Raw genomic sequence first — 14,381 nt, forward strand, 5'->3', positions numbered from 1 at the left:
ACCGCGGTCGCCGGGAGTGGTGGTCCGCGACCTGTCGTCGCCGCTACCCAGCTGACGACCATGGTCGAGGTGGACCTGACGGACGTCGCGCAGGAGATGGTGCTCGCCACCGTCGCCGCGGCCGCGGTCCGGTCGACCGACGCGCATCCCGGGGTCCTCGGCCGGGTCGACCCGGGCACGGGCACCCCGACCCGGTCCAGCGCGGTGCACCTCGCCGTCCTCGACGCCGACGGGACGCCCCGGGCCGTCGTCGAGGACGCGGCCGACCTCACCACGGTCGCGCTGGCGCGCCGGATCGCCGCGGGACAGCCCTCGGACGTCGGCCACACGTTCGCGGTCGTCGACACCGGCAGCCTCGGAGCACTGCTGGACACCCCCCTCCTGGGCCGGGACCGCTCCACGGTCCTGGGCATCGGTGCGGTCGTACGACGACCGGTCGTGAGGGCGTCCGACGGCGGCGAGGCGATCGTCGTACGGGCCATGGCGCACCTGTCGCTCAGCTACGACCCGCGGCTCCTCGGTGGCGGTGACGCTGCGCGGTTCCTGCAGTCCGTGCGGCACGGGCTCGAGGGTGGTGCCGCATGACCGGGAGCTCCCCGGACGACGAGCGACGCGTCGTCGACGCCGTCCCCACCGGGCTGTGGATCGAGGGTCTCGAGGTGGCCGCCGACGGCGCCCGCACGGTTCCCGTCCACGACCCCGCCACCGGTGAGGTGCTGGCCGAGGTCGCCGACGCCTCACCGGCCGACGGTGTGCGGGCCCTCGACGCGGCAGTGGCCCACCAGGAGTCCTTCGCCGACATGCCGCCCCGTGAACGGGGCGAGATCCTGCGGCGAGGCTTCGAGCTGATGCGCGAGCGGATCGACGACCTCGCGCTGCTCATGACCCTGGAGATGGGCAAGCCGCTCGCCGAGAGCCGGGCCGAGGTGACGTACGCCGCGGAGTTCCTGCGCTGGTTCAGCGAGGAGGCGGTGCGGGTCGCGGGTCGCTACTCGACCTCGCCCGACGGTGCGACCCGGTTGCTGACTCTCAAGCGCCCGGTGGGTCCGACGCTGATGATCACGCCGTGGAACTTCCCCCTGGCGATGGGGACGCGCAAGGTGGGCCCGGCGGTCGCCTCGGGCTGCACCATGGTGGTCAAGCCCGCCGCCCAGACACCCCTGTCGATGCTGGCCTTCGCCCGGCTCATGTCCGAGGCGGGCCTTCCGGACGGCGTGCTCAACGTCATCACCACCAGCTCCAGCGGAAAGGTGATGGAGCCGCTCGTCCGCGACCCACGTACGCGCAAGCTCACCTTCACCGGCTCGACCGACGTCGGTCGGCGGCTGGTCGAGCAGTCGGCCCAGCGCCTGCTGCGCGTGTCCATGGAGCTCGGTGGCAACGCACCGTTCCTGGTGCTCGCCGACGCCGACCTCGACGCGGCCGTCGACGGGGCGATGCTCGCCAAGATGCGCAACATGGGAGAGGCCTGCACGGCGGCCAACCGCTTCATCGTGCACGAGAGCGTCGCCCCGGAGTTCTCGGACCGACTGGCGTCGCGCATGGGCGCGATGGTGGTCGGACGCGGCACTGGGGCCGGTGTGCAGGTGGGCCCGCTGATCGACGAGGTGTCCCGCGACAAGGTGGCGGCCCTGGTCGGGGGCGCGGTGGACGCCGGCGCCGAGGTGCTGGTGGGCGGTCAGGCCCAGAGTGGGCCGGGGTGGTTCTACCCGCCCACGGTGCTGCGCGACGTACCCCGGGATGCCGGGCTGCTCCACGAGGAGATCTTCGGTCCGGTCGCGCCGGTCACCTCCTTCGCCACCCTGGACGAGGCGGTCGAGCTGGCCAACGACACGGAGTACGGGCTGGCGGCCTATGCCTTCACGCGCGACCTCGACACGGCATGGCACCTGATGGAACGGATCGACGTCGGGATGCTCGGCGTCAACCAGGGCATCGTGTCCAACCCCGCTGCGCCGTTCGGTGGCGTGAAGGCGTCGGGGTTCGGCCGGGAGGGCGGGGCCGAGGGCATCGAGGAGTACCTCGAGACCAGGTACGTCGGGGTGCGTCCCTCCCGCCTGTGAGTCTCAGTCGGCGAGCGCGGCGGCCAGCGCCGCGATGTCCTCCGGCCCGGTGCCGCAGCACCCTCCGACGTAGCGGGCTCCGGCACCCACCCAGGCCTCGACGAGCCCGATGTCGAGCCCCGACGGGCCCTCCCAGGTCCGGGTCGCGCTGTCCCAGCGCCCGCCCTTGTTGGGGTAGGCGACAGCGGGCAGCCCGGTGGCCCCGACGCTGGCCCGTACGGCGCCGAGGACCTCGTCGGGCTGGGAGCAGTTGACGCCCGCGGCGACCAGCGAGGTGGAGCCCGCGAGGGCGTCGTACGCCTCGGTGAGCGACTGCCCCGCACTGGTCCGCCCCTCCCGGACGGAGTAGGTGAGCCAGGCCGGGATGCCGATCTCGTCGAGGAGGGGCACCAGGACCCGCGCCTCGTCGACGTCAGGGATGGTCTCCACCGCGAGCAGGTCGGGTCCGGTCGAGGCGAGCAGCTCGAGGCGCGGTGCGTGGAAGTCCCGCAGCTCTCGGTCCGAGAGCCCGTAGCGACCGCGGTACTCCGAGCCGTCGGCGAGCACGGCGCCGTACGGCCCGACCGAGGCGGCGACGAGGAGCCGGCGCCCGTCGCCCGACGATGCCCCGGCGGCCTCGTCACGGGCCCGCCGCGCCAGCGCGACGCTGGACGTGATCAGCCTGGTCGCCTCGTGCTCGTCGAAGCCGGCCGCAACGAGTCCCGGCACGCTGGCCTGGTAGCTGGCCGCGATCGCCACCTCGGCGCCCGCGTCGAAGAAGGCGCGATGGGCGTCCACGACGAGCTGCGGCGCGTCACTGAGCAGCCGTGCCGTCCACAGGGCGGAGCCGAGGTCCGCTCCGAGGGCCTCCAGTGCGGTCGAGAGGCCCCCGTCGAGGACGACGGGGCGGTCGGTGGCCACGGGCGTGGGGCTGGTCGCGGGCATGACGCCATCCTCCCGTACGACGGGGTCTGCTCAGGCGCGGGGAAGCCGCAGCTCGAAGCGCGTCGGGCCCTGCGGCCGGGCCAGGGTGACCTCACCGCCCACGCTGCGGGCCATCCTCCGGGCGATGGCCAGCCCGAGGCCTGCGCCGGACCCCCCCGACGAGGTGGTCCCGGGCAGGAAGACGTCATCGGTGGGATCCTCGATGCCCGGTCCGTCGTCCTCGACGAGGAGCCGTACGTCGCCGGAGCCCGCAGCCGTGTCCGGGGAGGAGACCACGACCTGCGTCCGGGCGAAGCGCACGGCGTTCTCCACGAGGGGGGTCAGGGCCCGGGCCAGGATCGCCGGCGGAGCCGCCACCCGCTGGTCGGCCACCGAGACGACCACGTCCACACGCTCGTGCGCGACGGTGCGGAGCACCTCCTCGACGACCTCGGCGAGGGAGCTGGAGGCGGCGTCCCGGGTCCCGGCCTCCGTGCGGGCCACCTCGAGGAGGGTGGTGATCGTGGTGGCCATGCGGCGCGCGGCCGCGGCGACCTCCTTCATCGTCTCGCGCACGTCCGGGGGCAGGTCCTCGTCGAGGAGCGCGAGGTCGGCCGTCCCCTGGACGGCGGTGAGAGGGGTGCGCAGCTCGTGGGCGAGCTCGGAGGTGAGTCGCTGCTCGGAACGGATCGCGGCCGAGACCTTGTCCAGCAGGGTGTCCAGGGTCGCGGCCAGGGCGGTGATCTCGTTGGTGGGAGCCCCGAGCCCGAAGCGTCGCCCCAGGTCGTGCTCGCTCCACTCGGCGGCCGTGCGCGAGAGCACCGCCACCGGCTCGAGCGCACGGGAGGTCACCCACGCGGCGATGGCCGCGGCCGCCGCCGTGGCCAGGACCCCGGTCACCAGGCTGACGATCAGGGCGTAGCGCTCGGCCGCCTCGTAGGGCGCCAGCCGTTCGGAGACCACCACCACCCCGGCCGTGCCGCCGGGGGTGGCGAAGGGCTTGGCGACCAGGCGGTCCTGGCCGACGGTCCGGTGCTGCGTCGTGCCGGCCAGGCCGAGGGTCCGGTAGTCGTCCGCGAGGCCGGGGGTGCCGACCCCGCCCACGGGCCGGCCGGACGCGTCGTACACCACGATGCCGGTGTCGAGCTCGGTCGTGGAGATGTCGAGCCGGGCGCCGGTCGTCGCGGCGACCACGGAGTCGGCGACGGCGTCGGCGCGGTCCGCCAGCACGCGGTCGACGCTGGCCTGGCTGAGGTCGGCGAGGATGAGCTGCAGCACGACGGTGAGCAGGAGCATCGCGAACGCGGTGATGCAGGTCGTCAGGATGACCATCTGACGCCGGAACGAACGGGGTGCTGCAGGCAGGGCGCGACTCACGTGAGCCGGAACCCCACGCCGCGGACCGTCTCGATCGTGGTGGGCGAGCCGATGGAGTCGAGCTTGGCCCGGACCCGACGGATGAAGGAGTCGATGGTGTTCTCGCTGACGTGTGCGCCGTCGGGCCAGGCGGCGGACACGACGGTACGACGACGTACGACCTCGCCGGGCCGCGACGTGATCGCGGCGAGCACCCTGAACTCGGTGGGGGTCAGCAGCACCTCCCCGGTCTCGGTGCGGGCCGCGTGCCGGGCCGGGTCGAGGACGAGCCCGGCCACGGCGGGCGGGACAGGGCGGCCCCGTCGACCGAGGGCCTCGACCCGGGCGATGAGCTCCCTGACCTCGAAGGGCTTGGGGACGTAGTCGTCACCTCCGGCGTTGAAGCCGGACAGCCGGTCGTGGACGGCGTCGAGTGCGGTGAGGAAGAGGACGGGCGCCGACTGGCCCGCGGACCTCAGGGCCTGGGTGACGTCGCGGCCGTCGGAGTCCGGGAGCCCGATGTCCATGACCAGCACGTCGACGTTGCTGTCGGCGCCGAACAGCCGGAGCGCCTCGCCGCCGTCGTGGGCGCCGATCACCTCGTGCCCGGCCCGCTTGAGCGCCTGGCCGACGAGGCGCCGGATGGAGGCGTCGTCCTCGCACACGCCGACCAGCACTGTGCTCAGTCCCCGCTCGACGCGCTCGCGGAGTCGCCCCACACGGCCTTGGCCCCCGAGTCGCCGACCCGGTAGACCTGCACGGTCGAGGCCAGCGCCGCGATCACCGCGAGAGCGGCGACGACCTGGATGGCCCGACCTGCCGGGGCCGCGCCCGGGGCGTCGTTGCGGCGCTGGAGGTAGACGAGCAGGGCGGAGAGGATCAGCAGCGCCAGGGCGAACCAGACGAGCGTGTCACCGAGCTCGGCGTGCTCGCCGGGACTGCCCACGCGCTCCTCCAGCGCCTCGCCGCTGGACGTGGCGACGGGGCACAGCACCGTGGACACCAGGGCGGACCCGACGACGAGGGGGCCGTACGGCCGCCGCCAGCTCGGCCGCAGCGCGATGGCGATCGTGCCCAACGTGGCCAGGGGGAGGAGGACCACGATCGCGTGCACGACCAGGGGGTGGACGGGGATGCCGTTGATGAGGTCGAACACGGGTGCTCCTCGTGGTGCGGTCTCGGTGCTGTCGGGATGACGCCGTCCTCAGTCTGGCGGTTGAACCTGCCAGCAACCTGACTGGGCGCCGCAGGCTCGGCGTCGCGTCGGTGGTGTGCCGATCGGCGCCACACGTGTCGACCTCGTCGTCATCGCCGCGCTGGGTGTGTCACTGCTTCCCGCGACCATCGGTCCCGTCCGGCACCGGGGGACCCGCGGGCCGCGCGGCCTCGATGGCGTCGAGCCGGACGGACAGGTCCTCGAGCAGCCGAAGAGCCTTGCTCTCGAACCGCTCGTCGGCCTCGACCTGCGGCTGCTGCTCCTCCCGCACGAAGAGCGACGAGATCGCGGCCGTGACGAGCGCGATCAGGGAGAACCCCGCCACCATCAGGACCGCGGCCAGGAGACGACCCTCGAGGGACGTGGGCACCTCTCCCACGAATCCGCTGCCGGTGAGCAGGGACAGGGCCCACCAGACGCCCTCGGCGTAGTTGGACACCTGCCGCGACTCGAAGGCGGCGAACCCGCCACCGGCCAGGAGCAGGAGGACGGAGGCGATGACCAGGTAGCTGACCAGGCGGCGCCGGAAGTGCGATCCGATTCTGTTCATGCCTCGCAGCCTCGCAGCCCGGGGCCGTGGTCGGCGACCAGACCGGCCACCCGGTCGAGCGCCGCTCCGGACCCCACGTCCTCAATCGCCGTGGGTCGCGTGGGATCCCGTCAGGTCAGCCTCCACCGACCACTGGTAGTGGTGTCGCTCGCGCGTCACGGCTGCCAGCACCAGGCGGCCCACCGGGAGGGGAGCGCGCAGGTGGTCGAACGCATCCGTGAGGGCGCGCACCTGCCGGCCCGACACGGACCGGTTGACGTACCCGAGGCTCACGTGGGGCCAGAACCGGCCCCTGTGCACGACCCTGTGCCCACCGAGGGCGGCCTCCGACGCCATCCGGACGCGCCGCTGCAGGTCTCGCAGCCCGGCCAAGGGCTCGGCGACCAGGACCACGGCACTCTCCATGCCGGCGAGCGGTCCCACGGTGAGCGTCGCGAGATCGTCCGGGGTGAGGAGGTCGGCGACCCCTCGCACGGCCCGCTCGACGGCGCGGTCGGGCACCTGGTCGAGGAATCCCAGGTCGCACAGGGTCAGGTGCGCCCACTCGAGGGGGACCGGGTCCATCCAGGACGCGTTGCCGATCGCCTCGAGCAGGGCGGGACCGACCGCCTCGGCGACAGCGTCCCGGTCGAAGGTGAGGTACCAGTACAGACAGGGTCGGTCGGTCCGCCACTCCGGGCGCCAGGACCAGTGGTCGCGCAGGGCATCGTGGCGCGGCCATCGTGTCGTCTCCGTCGGCATGGAACCCTCCCGGACCGTGCTCAGGCATCGATGGGCCCCGTACCCCTCCCGATCGACTCCATGTACGCGCCGCGGTCCCGTCCGTCGGCCGTCCGTCAGGACCGCGTGAGTCGGAGCTCGTTCCCGTCGGGGTCGGCGAGGACGACCTGCTCCGGGGTCTCGCTCACCCGGGTCGCGCCGAGCGACAGGAGCCGATCGACCTCCACGGACAGGTCGGCGGAAGCCGTCAGGTCGAAGAACATCCGGTTCGGCCCGTGCCTCTCGTTGAGCGGTGGTCCGCCCCACGCGATCTTGGGCCCGCCGTGCGGTGACCGGATCGCTGTCTCCCCGTCCTCGTCCCACACGAGCGGCCAGTCGAGGGCGGCGCTCCAGAAGCGGCCCACCTCCGGGGTGCCGTCGCAGGCGAGCTCTCCGAGGAACCCGCAGCCGGCCAGCCACGAGTTCCCGGCCTCGATGACGCAGAACTCGTTGCCCTCGGGGTCGGCGAGGACCACGTGCCGCTCCTCCGGGAGCTGGCCGACGTCGAGGTGAACGGCACCGAGGGCGAGGGCCCGCTCCACCGTCTGCCCCTGGTCCTGAGGGGCGGCGCTCGTGAGATGGAGGTGCACCTGGTTGAGACCCTCCCGGGGGTGCCGTGCCTCGAGGAACCGCAGCGCGAACCCGGTGTCGTCCGACGGGCGCAGCTCGGTGTCGGCGGGACCGGGCTGCCAGCCGAGGAGGCCGCCCCAGAAGCGGGCCAGCCCGGCCGGGTCGGTGCACCGGATGCTCAACGCGGCGAGGCGGGAAGCCATGGGGTCTCCGTTCCGTCCGGACGGCCGGACCTCTCGAGGCTAGGCGTCGAGGTCCGTCTCCGCGAGCGAGTTGCCGGACGCGGCAGGCGCGGCGTGCACGCAGGAGCCCCCGCACCCACGAGGGTGCGGGGGCTCCGTGGTGACCGGTGGGCCGGGTGGGCCCAGGAGATCGACTCAGAAGGTCTTCKCGTCGATGACGAACCGGTAGCGGACGTCGGAGGCGAGCACGCGCTCGTACGCCTCGTTGACCTGGTCGGCCTCGATCAGCTCGATGTCGGCACCGAGGCCGTGCTCGGCGCAGAAGTCGAGCATCTCCTGGGTCTCCGCGATGCCACCGATCATCGAGCCCGAGTAGGAGCGACGGTTGGTGAGCAGGGAGAACACGTTGAGGCTCAGCGGCTCGGCGGGAGCGCCCACGTTGACCAGGGATCCGTTGACGTTGAGCAGGCCGAGGTAGGCGCTCACGTCGATCTTCGCGCTGACCGTGTTGATGATCAGGTCGAACGAGCTGGCGAGGGCGTCGAACGTGTCGGGGTCGCTGGTGGCGAAGTAGTGGTCGGCGCCCAGACGGAGGCCGTCCTCCTGCTTCTTCAGCGACTGCGACAGCACGGTGACCTCGGCGCCCATCGCGTGGGCGATCTTGACGGCCATGTGGCCGAGCCCGCCGAGGCCGACGATGGCGACCTTCTTGCCGGGGCCCGCCTGCCAGTGCTTCAAGGGGGAGTACGTCGTGATGCCGGCGCACAGCAGCGGGGCCGCCGCGGCCGGGTCGAGGCCCGCGGGGACGGACAGGACGTAGTCGGCGTCGACGACGACGTGGGTGGAGTAGCCACCCTGGGTGACGGTGCCGTCACGGTCCTCGGCGCCGTACGTGCCGACCATGCCCTCGACGCAGTACTGCTCGTCGCCGGCCTTGCAGTTGACGCACTGGCCGCACGAGTTGACCATGCAGCCGACGCCGACGTTGTCGCCGACCTGGTGGCGCGTCACGCCGGAGCCCACCTCGGTGACGGTGCCGACGATCTCGTGGCCCGGTGCGAGCGGGTAGGACTGGGGACCCCAGTCGCCGCGCACGGTGTGGATGTCGGAGTGGCAGATGCCGGCGTGGGTGATCTCGATCAGTACGTCGTTGGGACCCACCTCGCGGCGCTGGATCTGGGTGCGGACGAGGGCTTCGCCCTCGGCGGGGGCTGCGAATGCGGTGACCTGCATGGTGCTCCTTCGATATGGGACAACGTGTCTCGTCGGGGTCCAACGAGACGACGTCCGGATTCATGCCCGGACCGGGTGGTACCAGCAGTGCCCCCCTCCCGGCACGGGCGGGCGGACGGCCGTCCCAGGCGGAAACCCCACCCTCCTGGGTGTCCCCTCTGGGGGTGGGGAACCCTTTCCCTCCCCGACGAGGTGTGGTTTGTTTACAACGTAAAGCCACCCGATTGGCGACATGGACCTCGGTGGCACGGGCAGCGTCAGCGCGGCCCCCTCAGGCATGCCTGACGGGGTGGCGTCGCGCTGTCCGCGTGCGCTCCGGGGCCAGCACATGGAGGAACACATGAGAAACAGTCTCGAGAACGGCCTGACGGACGGCATCAGCACCATTGCGCAGTTCCTGCCCAAGCTGGTGCTCTTCCTGGTCGTGCTGATCGTCGGCCTGGTGATCGCGAAGGCGATCAGCAAGGCGTTGAGCGCACTCCTGGAGCGTGTCGGCTTCGACCGCGCCGTGGAGCGCGGCGGTGTCAAGAAGGCGATGGCGAACTCGAAGATGGACGCCAGCGACGTGGTCGCCAAGCTCATCTACTACACGCTGATGCTCTTCGTGCTTCAGCTCGCGTTCGGCGTCTTCGGCCCGAATCCGATCAGTGACCTGATCGAGCGCGTCATCACGTTCCTGCCCAGCCTGATCGTGGCCATCATCATCGTCGTGGTCGCCTCGGCGATCGCCGCGGCAGTGAAGACCCTGATCGAGGGCACCCTCGGCGGCCTGTCCTACGGCAGGACGATCGCGAACGTCGCTTCCATCTTCATCCTGTTCCTCGGTGTCGTGGCCGCGCTCAACCAGGTCGGTGTCGCCACCACGGTGACCCTGCCCGTCCTGGTCGCGATCCTGGCCACCGTGGCCGGCGTGATCATCGTGGGCGTCGGCGGCGGCCTCATCCGCCCGATGCAGCAGCGCTGGGAGGGCTACCTCACCAAGGCCGAGCAGGAGGCCCCCCGCATGAAGCAGGAGGCCGCCAACGCTCCCAGCGTCAAGGAGCAGGCCCAGCAGGCCAGGGAACGCGTCTCGTCCAGCAACGGCAACGGCACCACCGCCTACGGCCCCACGAGCGTCGACCCCGGCTACGGGACCCACGCCCAGGACAACACGCGCCAGTACTGAACGACGGCTCCATGGGTATCGACCCGGGAGCGCGCTCCACGAGGTGTTCCAACCGACAACAGCACGACCGACGAAGGAGAAAACATGCTCACGACTGACCAGGCACAGCAGCTCCTCACTGGCGGCGGCAACGTCGTCGACAACGACGGCGACAAGATCGGCAGCATCGGCCAGGCCTTCCTCGACGACCGCACGGGCAATCCCGAGTGGGTCACCGTGAAGACCGGCATCTTCGGGACCGGCGAGTCCTTCGTGCCGCTGCGTGACGGCGAGGTCTCGGGCCACGACGTCCGCGTCCCCTACGACAAGGACAAGGTCAAGGACGCCCCCCGGATCTCCGACTCCGACGGCCACCTCAGCGAGGACGAGGAGAGCACCCTCTACGCCTACTACGGCATCGCGGACGACGACGCGTCGTACGCCGACACGACCGGGTACGCCGGCGACGTGGACACGCGTGGCGCCGGCCACGACACGTCCGGCCCAGACACCGATTCGGCCATGACCCGCTCGGAGGAGCAGGTCCGCGTCGGCACCGAGACGCGCGAGGCCGGCCGGGTCCGTCTGCGCAAGTACGTCGTGACCGAGAACGTCACCCAGACCGTCCCGGTCAGCCACGAGGAGGTCCGCCTCGAGCGCGAGCCGATCACGGACGCGAACCGTGGCGAGGCGCTCTCGGGTGGCGACATCACCGAGGAGGAGCACGAGGTGATCCTCAAGGAGGAGCGCCCCGTGGTGCAGAAGGAGACCGTCCCCGTCGAGCGCGTGCGCGTCGACAAGGACACGGTCACCGAGCAGCACGAGGTCGACGAGACCGTTCGCAAGGAGGAGATCGAGCTCGACGACTCGGACTCCACCAGCGGCGTGACGGGCGACCGCACGCAGCGCTGATCGACGGCTGATCAGGTAGTCAGGTCCGGGGCCATCCTTCGCGGGTGGTCCCGGACCTCTGTGCGTCCGGGCGACGGTCCCCCGGTCAGTCCGGCAGCGGGCGCGCCCGGCGGGCGCGCCGCACCAGCCGCGGGAGGTCCGTCGGCGTCCAGTCGTCGGGCAGCGAGAGCCGCAGCACCTTGTGCCAGGCGCTGGCGACCTGCCTCGGCAGCGAGGCGCTGTGGTACCTCAGCCCGTGCCTGGCGAAGAGCTCGCGCACCGGGCCGGCAAGCTCCGCGTACCGGTTGCTGGGCAGGTCCGGGAAGAGGTGGTGCTCGATCTGGTGCGACAGGTTGCCGCACAGCACGTGCAGCCACGCCGGGCCGGAGATGTCGGCGGAGCCCAGCATCTGGCGCACGTACCACTGGCCCCTGGACTCCGTCTCGTCCAGCTCCGACACCTCGAAGGTCGACACGCCCTCGGGGAAGTGCCCGCACATGATGACCGAGTGGCTCCAGATGTTGCGGGCCAGGTTGGCCACCAGGTTGGCGGTCAGGGTCGACCGGGCCGACCCGGTGGGCAGCGAGGCCAGGGGATGGATGACGTAGTCCCGCAGCGCCAGCCGGCCGGCGCGTCGTACCGTCGTGCGCAGCTCGGACCGCACCCGCGGGGGCAGCCCGTCGCCCTCGCGCAGGGCCTCGCCGAGGTCGAGGTCGTACATCGCGACGCCCCACTCGAAGATGCAGGCGTTGATCAGGTTCCACAGGGGTTGGACGAGGTGGCGCGGCTCCCACTCCTGGGCCTCGTCGACGCGCAGGATCCCGTACCCGAGGTCGTTGTCCTTGCCCAGCACGTTGGTGTTGACGTGGTGGCGGTCGTTGTGGGCCCGCTGCCACTGCGCCGGGGGCGACGCGTGGTCCCAGTCCCAGGTGGAGGAGTGGATGCGCGGGTCCCTCATCCAGTCCCACTGGCCGTGCAGCACGTTGTGGCCGATCTCCATGTTGTCGAGGACCTTGGCCAGCGCCAGCGCGCCGACTCCCGCCCACCACGCGGGGCGGCGGCGACTGTCGAGCAGGACCAGCCGTCCGGTCAGCTCGAGCCAGCGCTGGACCGTGATGACCCGGCGGATGTACGCCGCGTCCGCGGCGCCCCGGCTGTCCAGGACCTGCTGGCGCAGGGCGTCGAGGCTGCGCCCGAGGGCCTCGACCTCGGCGTCGTCGAGGTCGGCGGGCCGGGTGGTCGACAGGGGAGCGGGGTCGGCGATGCGGAGCATGCGGACGGGGTACCCGGTCCGTGCGTGCCGCATGCGAGGTATCAGTCCAGGACGGCGTCGATGGTCTTCTTCAGCGCGCTGGGCTGGGAGGGGCGGGTCGGTGCCTTCTTCCGGGCGGCGAGCAGGTCCTCGCCGATCTCCTGGAGCGCCGTACGACCGAGGCCCTCGCGGACCTTGGGGAACCAGTCCTGCTCCTCCTCCTCCATGTGGTGGGTGACGTTCTCGATGAGCACCGTCGTCTTGGCGTCGAAGCGCTCGTCGGTGGGCTTCATGGCGGCGAGCTCGACCACGAGCACGTCGGCGACGTGGTGCTCCTCGTAGGACTCGAGGACGTCGTCCTCGAGCTCCGGCAGCAGCTCGCGCACCCGGGGGTACATGACCTCGTTCTCGATGTAGGTGTGCACCGTGAGGAGCTCGATGATCTTGTCGACGAGCTGGCCCTTGCGGGTGGTCGCGTTCTCGCCCGCCTCCTGGAACTGGCGGAAGACCTTCCGGATCTCCTGGTGGTCCTGCTTGAGCTGGACGATGGCGTCGTTCGACATCCGTGCCTCCTGGTGGGGTGGGGTTCTCCCCGCGCCGTACCCGAGTTCGTCGTCCGTACCCGGGACGACGCCCTCACGTGACCCTTGTCACCTCTGAGTCACCTCTGGCGGGGCCGCGGGAGAGGTGTCATCGTCGTCCCGTGCAGCGTGCGGGAGCGGGACCGACCAACGGTGGGGTGTCGTTCTGGTGGCGCCAGGTCGGTACGCCGGCCTCCCGGCCGCCGCTGCCGGGATCCACCGACGCCGACGTCTGCATCGTGGGGGCCGGCTACACCGGGCTGTGGACGGCGTACCACCTGAAGCGGGCCCGGCCGGACCTGCGCGTCGTCGTCCTCGAGGCCCGCTTCGCCGGCTTCGGTGCGTCCGGCCGCAACGGCGGCTGGCTGACCAACAGCGTCACCGGCGGTCGCGAGCAGTACGTCGTCCGCGGTGACCGGGGGCCGGCCATCGCCCAGCAGCGGGCGCTCAACGCGTCGGTGGCGGAGGTGGTCGCGGTCGCGGAGCACGAGGGCATCGATGCCGACATCGCCCGGGGCGGCGAGCTCGAGGTGGCCCGCAACGCCCCGCAGCTCGCCCGGCTGCGCGCCCGGGCGGCGGTGGAGGCGACGTGGCCGGACACCGACACGGTGCTGCTCGACGCGGGGCAGACGACCGACCGGATCGACGTCGCCGGTGCCGTCGGCGGCCTGTGGCACCCCCACTGCGCGACCCTCCACCCGGCCAAGCTCGTGTCCGGGCTGGCCGCCGCGGTGGAGCGGCTCGGCGTCACCGTCCACGAGCGCACGGTCGTGACGGCGATCGAGGAGGGCCGCGCCCGGACCGCACGAGGCGACGTCCGCGCCCGCTACGTCATCCGGGCCACCGAGGGCTTCACCCCCGGGCTGCGCGGCGAGCGCCGCACCCTGCTGCCGATGAACTCCAGCCTCGTCGTTACCGAGCCCCTGCCCGCGCAGGTGTGGGACCGGATCGGCTGGACCGGCCGGGAGGCGCTCGGCGACGCCGCCCACGCCTACGTCTACGCCCAGCGGACCGCCGACGACCGGATCGCCTTCGGGGGCCGGGGCGTGCCCTACCGCTTCGGGTCGCGCACCGACGCCGACGGCGCCACCCACCCGGCGACGGTCGCCGCGCTCACCGGCCTGCTGCGCACCTTCTTCCCCGCAGCCCGCGCCGCCGCCGTCGACCACGCCTGGTGCGGCGTCCTCGGGGTCCCGCGCGACTGGTCGGCCTCCGTCGGCCTCGACCCGCGCACCGGCCTCGGCTGGGCCGGCGGCTACGTGGGGACCGGGGTCACCGCAACCCACCTCGCCGGCCGGACGCTCGCCGACCTGATCCTGGGCCACGACACGGAGCGGACCCGCCTGCCGTGGGTCGGCCATCGCGCGCGCCGTTGGGAGCCCGAGCCGCTGCGCTGGCTCGGCGTGCAGGCGCTGTACCGCGCCTACCACGCCGCCGACCGGCAGGAGGCCGCCGGACGGTCGACCACCTCGCCCCTCGCCCGCGCCGCCGACGTCGTCGCCGGCCGCTGACGCACCCGACCCCCGACCCGACGATCGGACCTCCCGTGGACGCCATCCCGCCCGCCGACCTGCTCCTGTGCGACGCCCCGACGTACCGGGACGGGCGCTGGGACGGCGACGGCCTCGCCCTGCGCGACGGACTCGTCGTCGGCGTCGGCAGCCGCGACGACCTCGCCCAC

15 protein-coding genes are annotated in these 14,381 nt (G+C 72.3%); 5 read left to right on the top strand and 10 right to left on the bottom strand.

Annotation, left to right across the window (positions count from 1 at the left end; genetic code table 11):
* The first annotated feature begins 69 nt into the window (after nt 1–69).
* Both AC1DQF_RS05440 and AC1DQF_RS05445 read left to right on the top strand, forming a co-directional pair.
* The gene (locus tag AC1DQF_RS05440) at nt 70–585 is read left to right on the top strand and encodes a 2-oxo acid dehydrogenase subunit E2 (RefSeq protein ID WP_477524188.1); all 516 of its coding nucleotides are present in this window, start codon (nt 70–72) and stop codon (nt 583–585) included.
* Nucleotides 582–2,063: an NAD-dependent succinate-semialdehyde dehydrogenase gene (locus tag AC1DQF_RS05445; protein ID WP_477524189.1), complete on the top strand. Its 1,482-nt coding sequence runs from the start codon at nt 582–584 to the stop codon at nt 2,061–2,063. Before AC1DQF_RS05440 ends, AC1DQF_RS05445 begins: the two co-directional genes overlap by 4 nt.
* Before the next feature lie 3 nt (nt 2,064–2,066).
* Here AC1DQF_RS05445 and mmuM read toward each other — a convergent pair whose 3' ends face one another.
* From mmuM to AC1DQF_RS05485, 8 genes are all read right to left on the bottom strand, one after another.
* Entirely contained in the window at nt 2,067–2,987 is a 921-nt protein-coding gene (gene mmuM / locus AC1DQF_RS05450) for a homocysteine S-methyltransferase (protein WP_477524190.1), read from the bottom strand.
* Nucleotides 2,988–3,017: 30 nt separating this feature from the next.
* Nucleotides 3,018–4,298 carry a sensor histidine kinase gene (locus tag AC1DQF_RS05455; RefSeq protein ID WP_477524191.1) on the bottom strand — a complete coding sequence of 427 codons (1,281 nt, stop codon included), beginning with the start codon at nt 4,296–4,298 and terminating at the stop codon, nt 3,018–3,020.
* A gap of 41 nt (nt 4,299–4,339) precedes the next feature.
* Nucleotides 4,340–4,987, bottom strand: coding sequence for a response regulator transcription factor (locus AC1DQF_RS05460; protein ID WP_477524192.1), 648 nt, complete (start codon nt 4,985–4,987; stop codon nt 4,340–4,342).
* A 17-nt stretch (nt 4,988–5,004) separates the two neighbouring features.
* Nucleotides 5,005–5,478: a DUF2231 domain-containing protein gene (locus tag AC1DQF_RS05465; protein ID WP_477524193.1), complete on the bottom strand. Its 474-nt coding sequence runs from the start codon at nt 5,476–5,478 to the stop codon at nt 5,005–5,007.
* 169 nt (nt 5,479–5,647) lie between these two features.
* Nucleotides 5,648–6,088, bottom strand: a complete 441-nt coding sequence (locus tag AC1DQF_RS05470) for an ion transporter (RefSeq protein WP_477524194.1) — start codon at nt 6,086–6,088, stop codon at nt 5,648–5,650.
* An 81-nt stretch (nt 6,089–6,169) separates the two neighbouring features.
* The gene (locus AC1DQF_RS05475; RefSeq protein ID WP_477524195.1) at nt 6,170–6,829 is read right to left on the bottom strand and encodes a 2'-5' RNA ligase family protein; all 660 of its coding nucleotides are present in this window, start codon (nt 6,827–6,829) and stop codon (nt 6,170–6,172) included.
* 95 nt (nt 6,830–6,924) lie between these two features.
* On the bottom strand, nt 6,925–7,620 hold the full coding sequence (locus AC1DQF_RS05480) for a VOC family protein (RefSeq protein ID WP_477524196.1): 696 nt from the start codon (nt 7,618–7,620) through the stop codon (nt 6,925–6,927).
* Between the two features lie 174 nt (nt 7,621–7,794).
* Complete coding sequence (locus AC1DQF_RS05485; protein ID WP_477524197.1) at nt 7,795–8,832, bottom strand: NAD(P)-dependent alcohol dehydrogenase; 1,038 nt, start codon at nt 8,830–8,832, stop codon at nt 7,795–7,797.
* Nucleotides 8,833–9,172: 340 nt separating this feature from the next.
* Between AC1DQF_RS05485 and AC1DQF_RS05490 the strand changes: the two genes are divergently transcribed.
* The gene (locus tag AC1DQF_RS05490) at nt 9,173–9,997 is read left to right on the top strand and encodes a mechanosensitive ion channel family protein (RefSeq protein ID WP_477524198.1); all 825 of its coding nucleotides are present in this window, start codon (nt 9,173–9,175) and stop codon (nt 9,995–9,997) included.
* Nucleotides 9,998–10,081: 84 nt separating this feature from the next.
* Nucleotides 10,082–10,888, top strand: coding sequence for a DUF2382 domain-containing protein (locus AC1DQF_RS05495; RefSeq protein WP_477524199.1), 807 nt, complete (start codon nt 10,082–10,084; stop codon nt 10,886–10,888).
* Between the two features lie 85 nt (nt 10,889–10,973).
* Here the strand turns inward: AC1DQF_RS05495 and AC1DQF_RS05500 are convergent, their stop codons facing one another.
* Together AC1DQF_RS05500 and AC1DQF_RS05505 are read right to left on the bottom strand one after the other, a co-directional pair.
* A complete protein-coding gene (locus AC1DQF_RS05500; protein WP_477524200.1) occupies nt 10,974–12,140 on the bottom strand; it encodes a fatty acid desaturase family protein in 1,167 nt (388 codons plus the stop codon).
* A 41-nt stretch (nt 12,141–12,181) separates the two neighbouring features.
* Nucleotides 12,182–12,682 carry a hemerythrin domain-containing protein gene (locus AC1DQF_RS05505; RefSeq protein ID WP_477524201.1) on the bottom strand — a complete coding sequence of 167 codons (501 nt, stop codon included), beginning with the start codon at nt 12,680–12,682 and terminating at the stop codon, nt 12,182–12,184.
* A gap of 140 nt (nt 12,683–12,822) precedes the next feature.
* Between AC1DQF_RS05505 and AC1DQF_RS05510 the strand changes: the two genes are divergently transcribed.
* A complete protein-coding gene (locus AC1DQF_RS05510) occupies nt 12,823–14,211 on the top strand; it encodes an NAD(P)/FAD-dependent oxidoreductase (protein ID WP_477524202.1) in 1,389 nt (462 codons plus the stop codon).
* Nucleotides 14,212–14,381: the final 170 nt, after the last annotated feature.

Source organism: Nocardioides sp. P4_G4, from assembly GCF_056401085.1.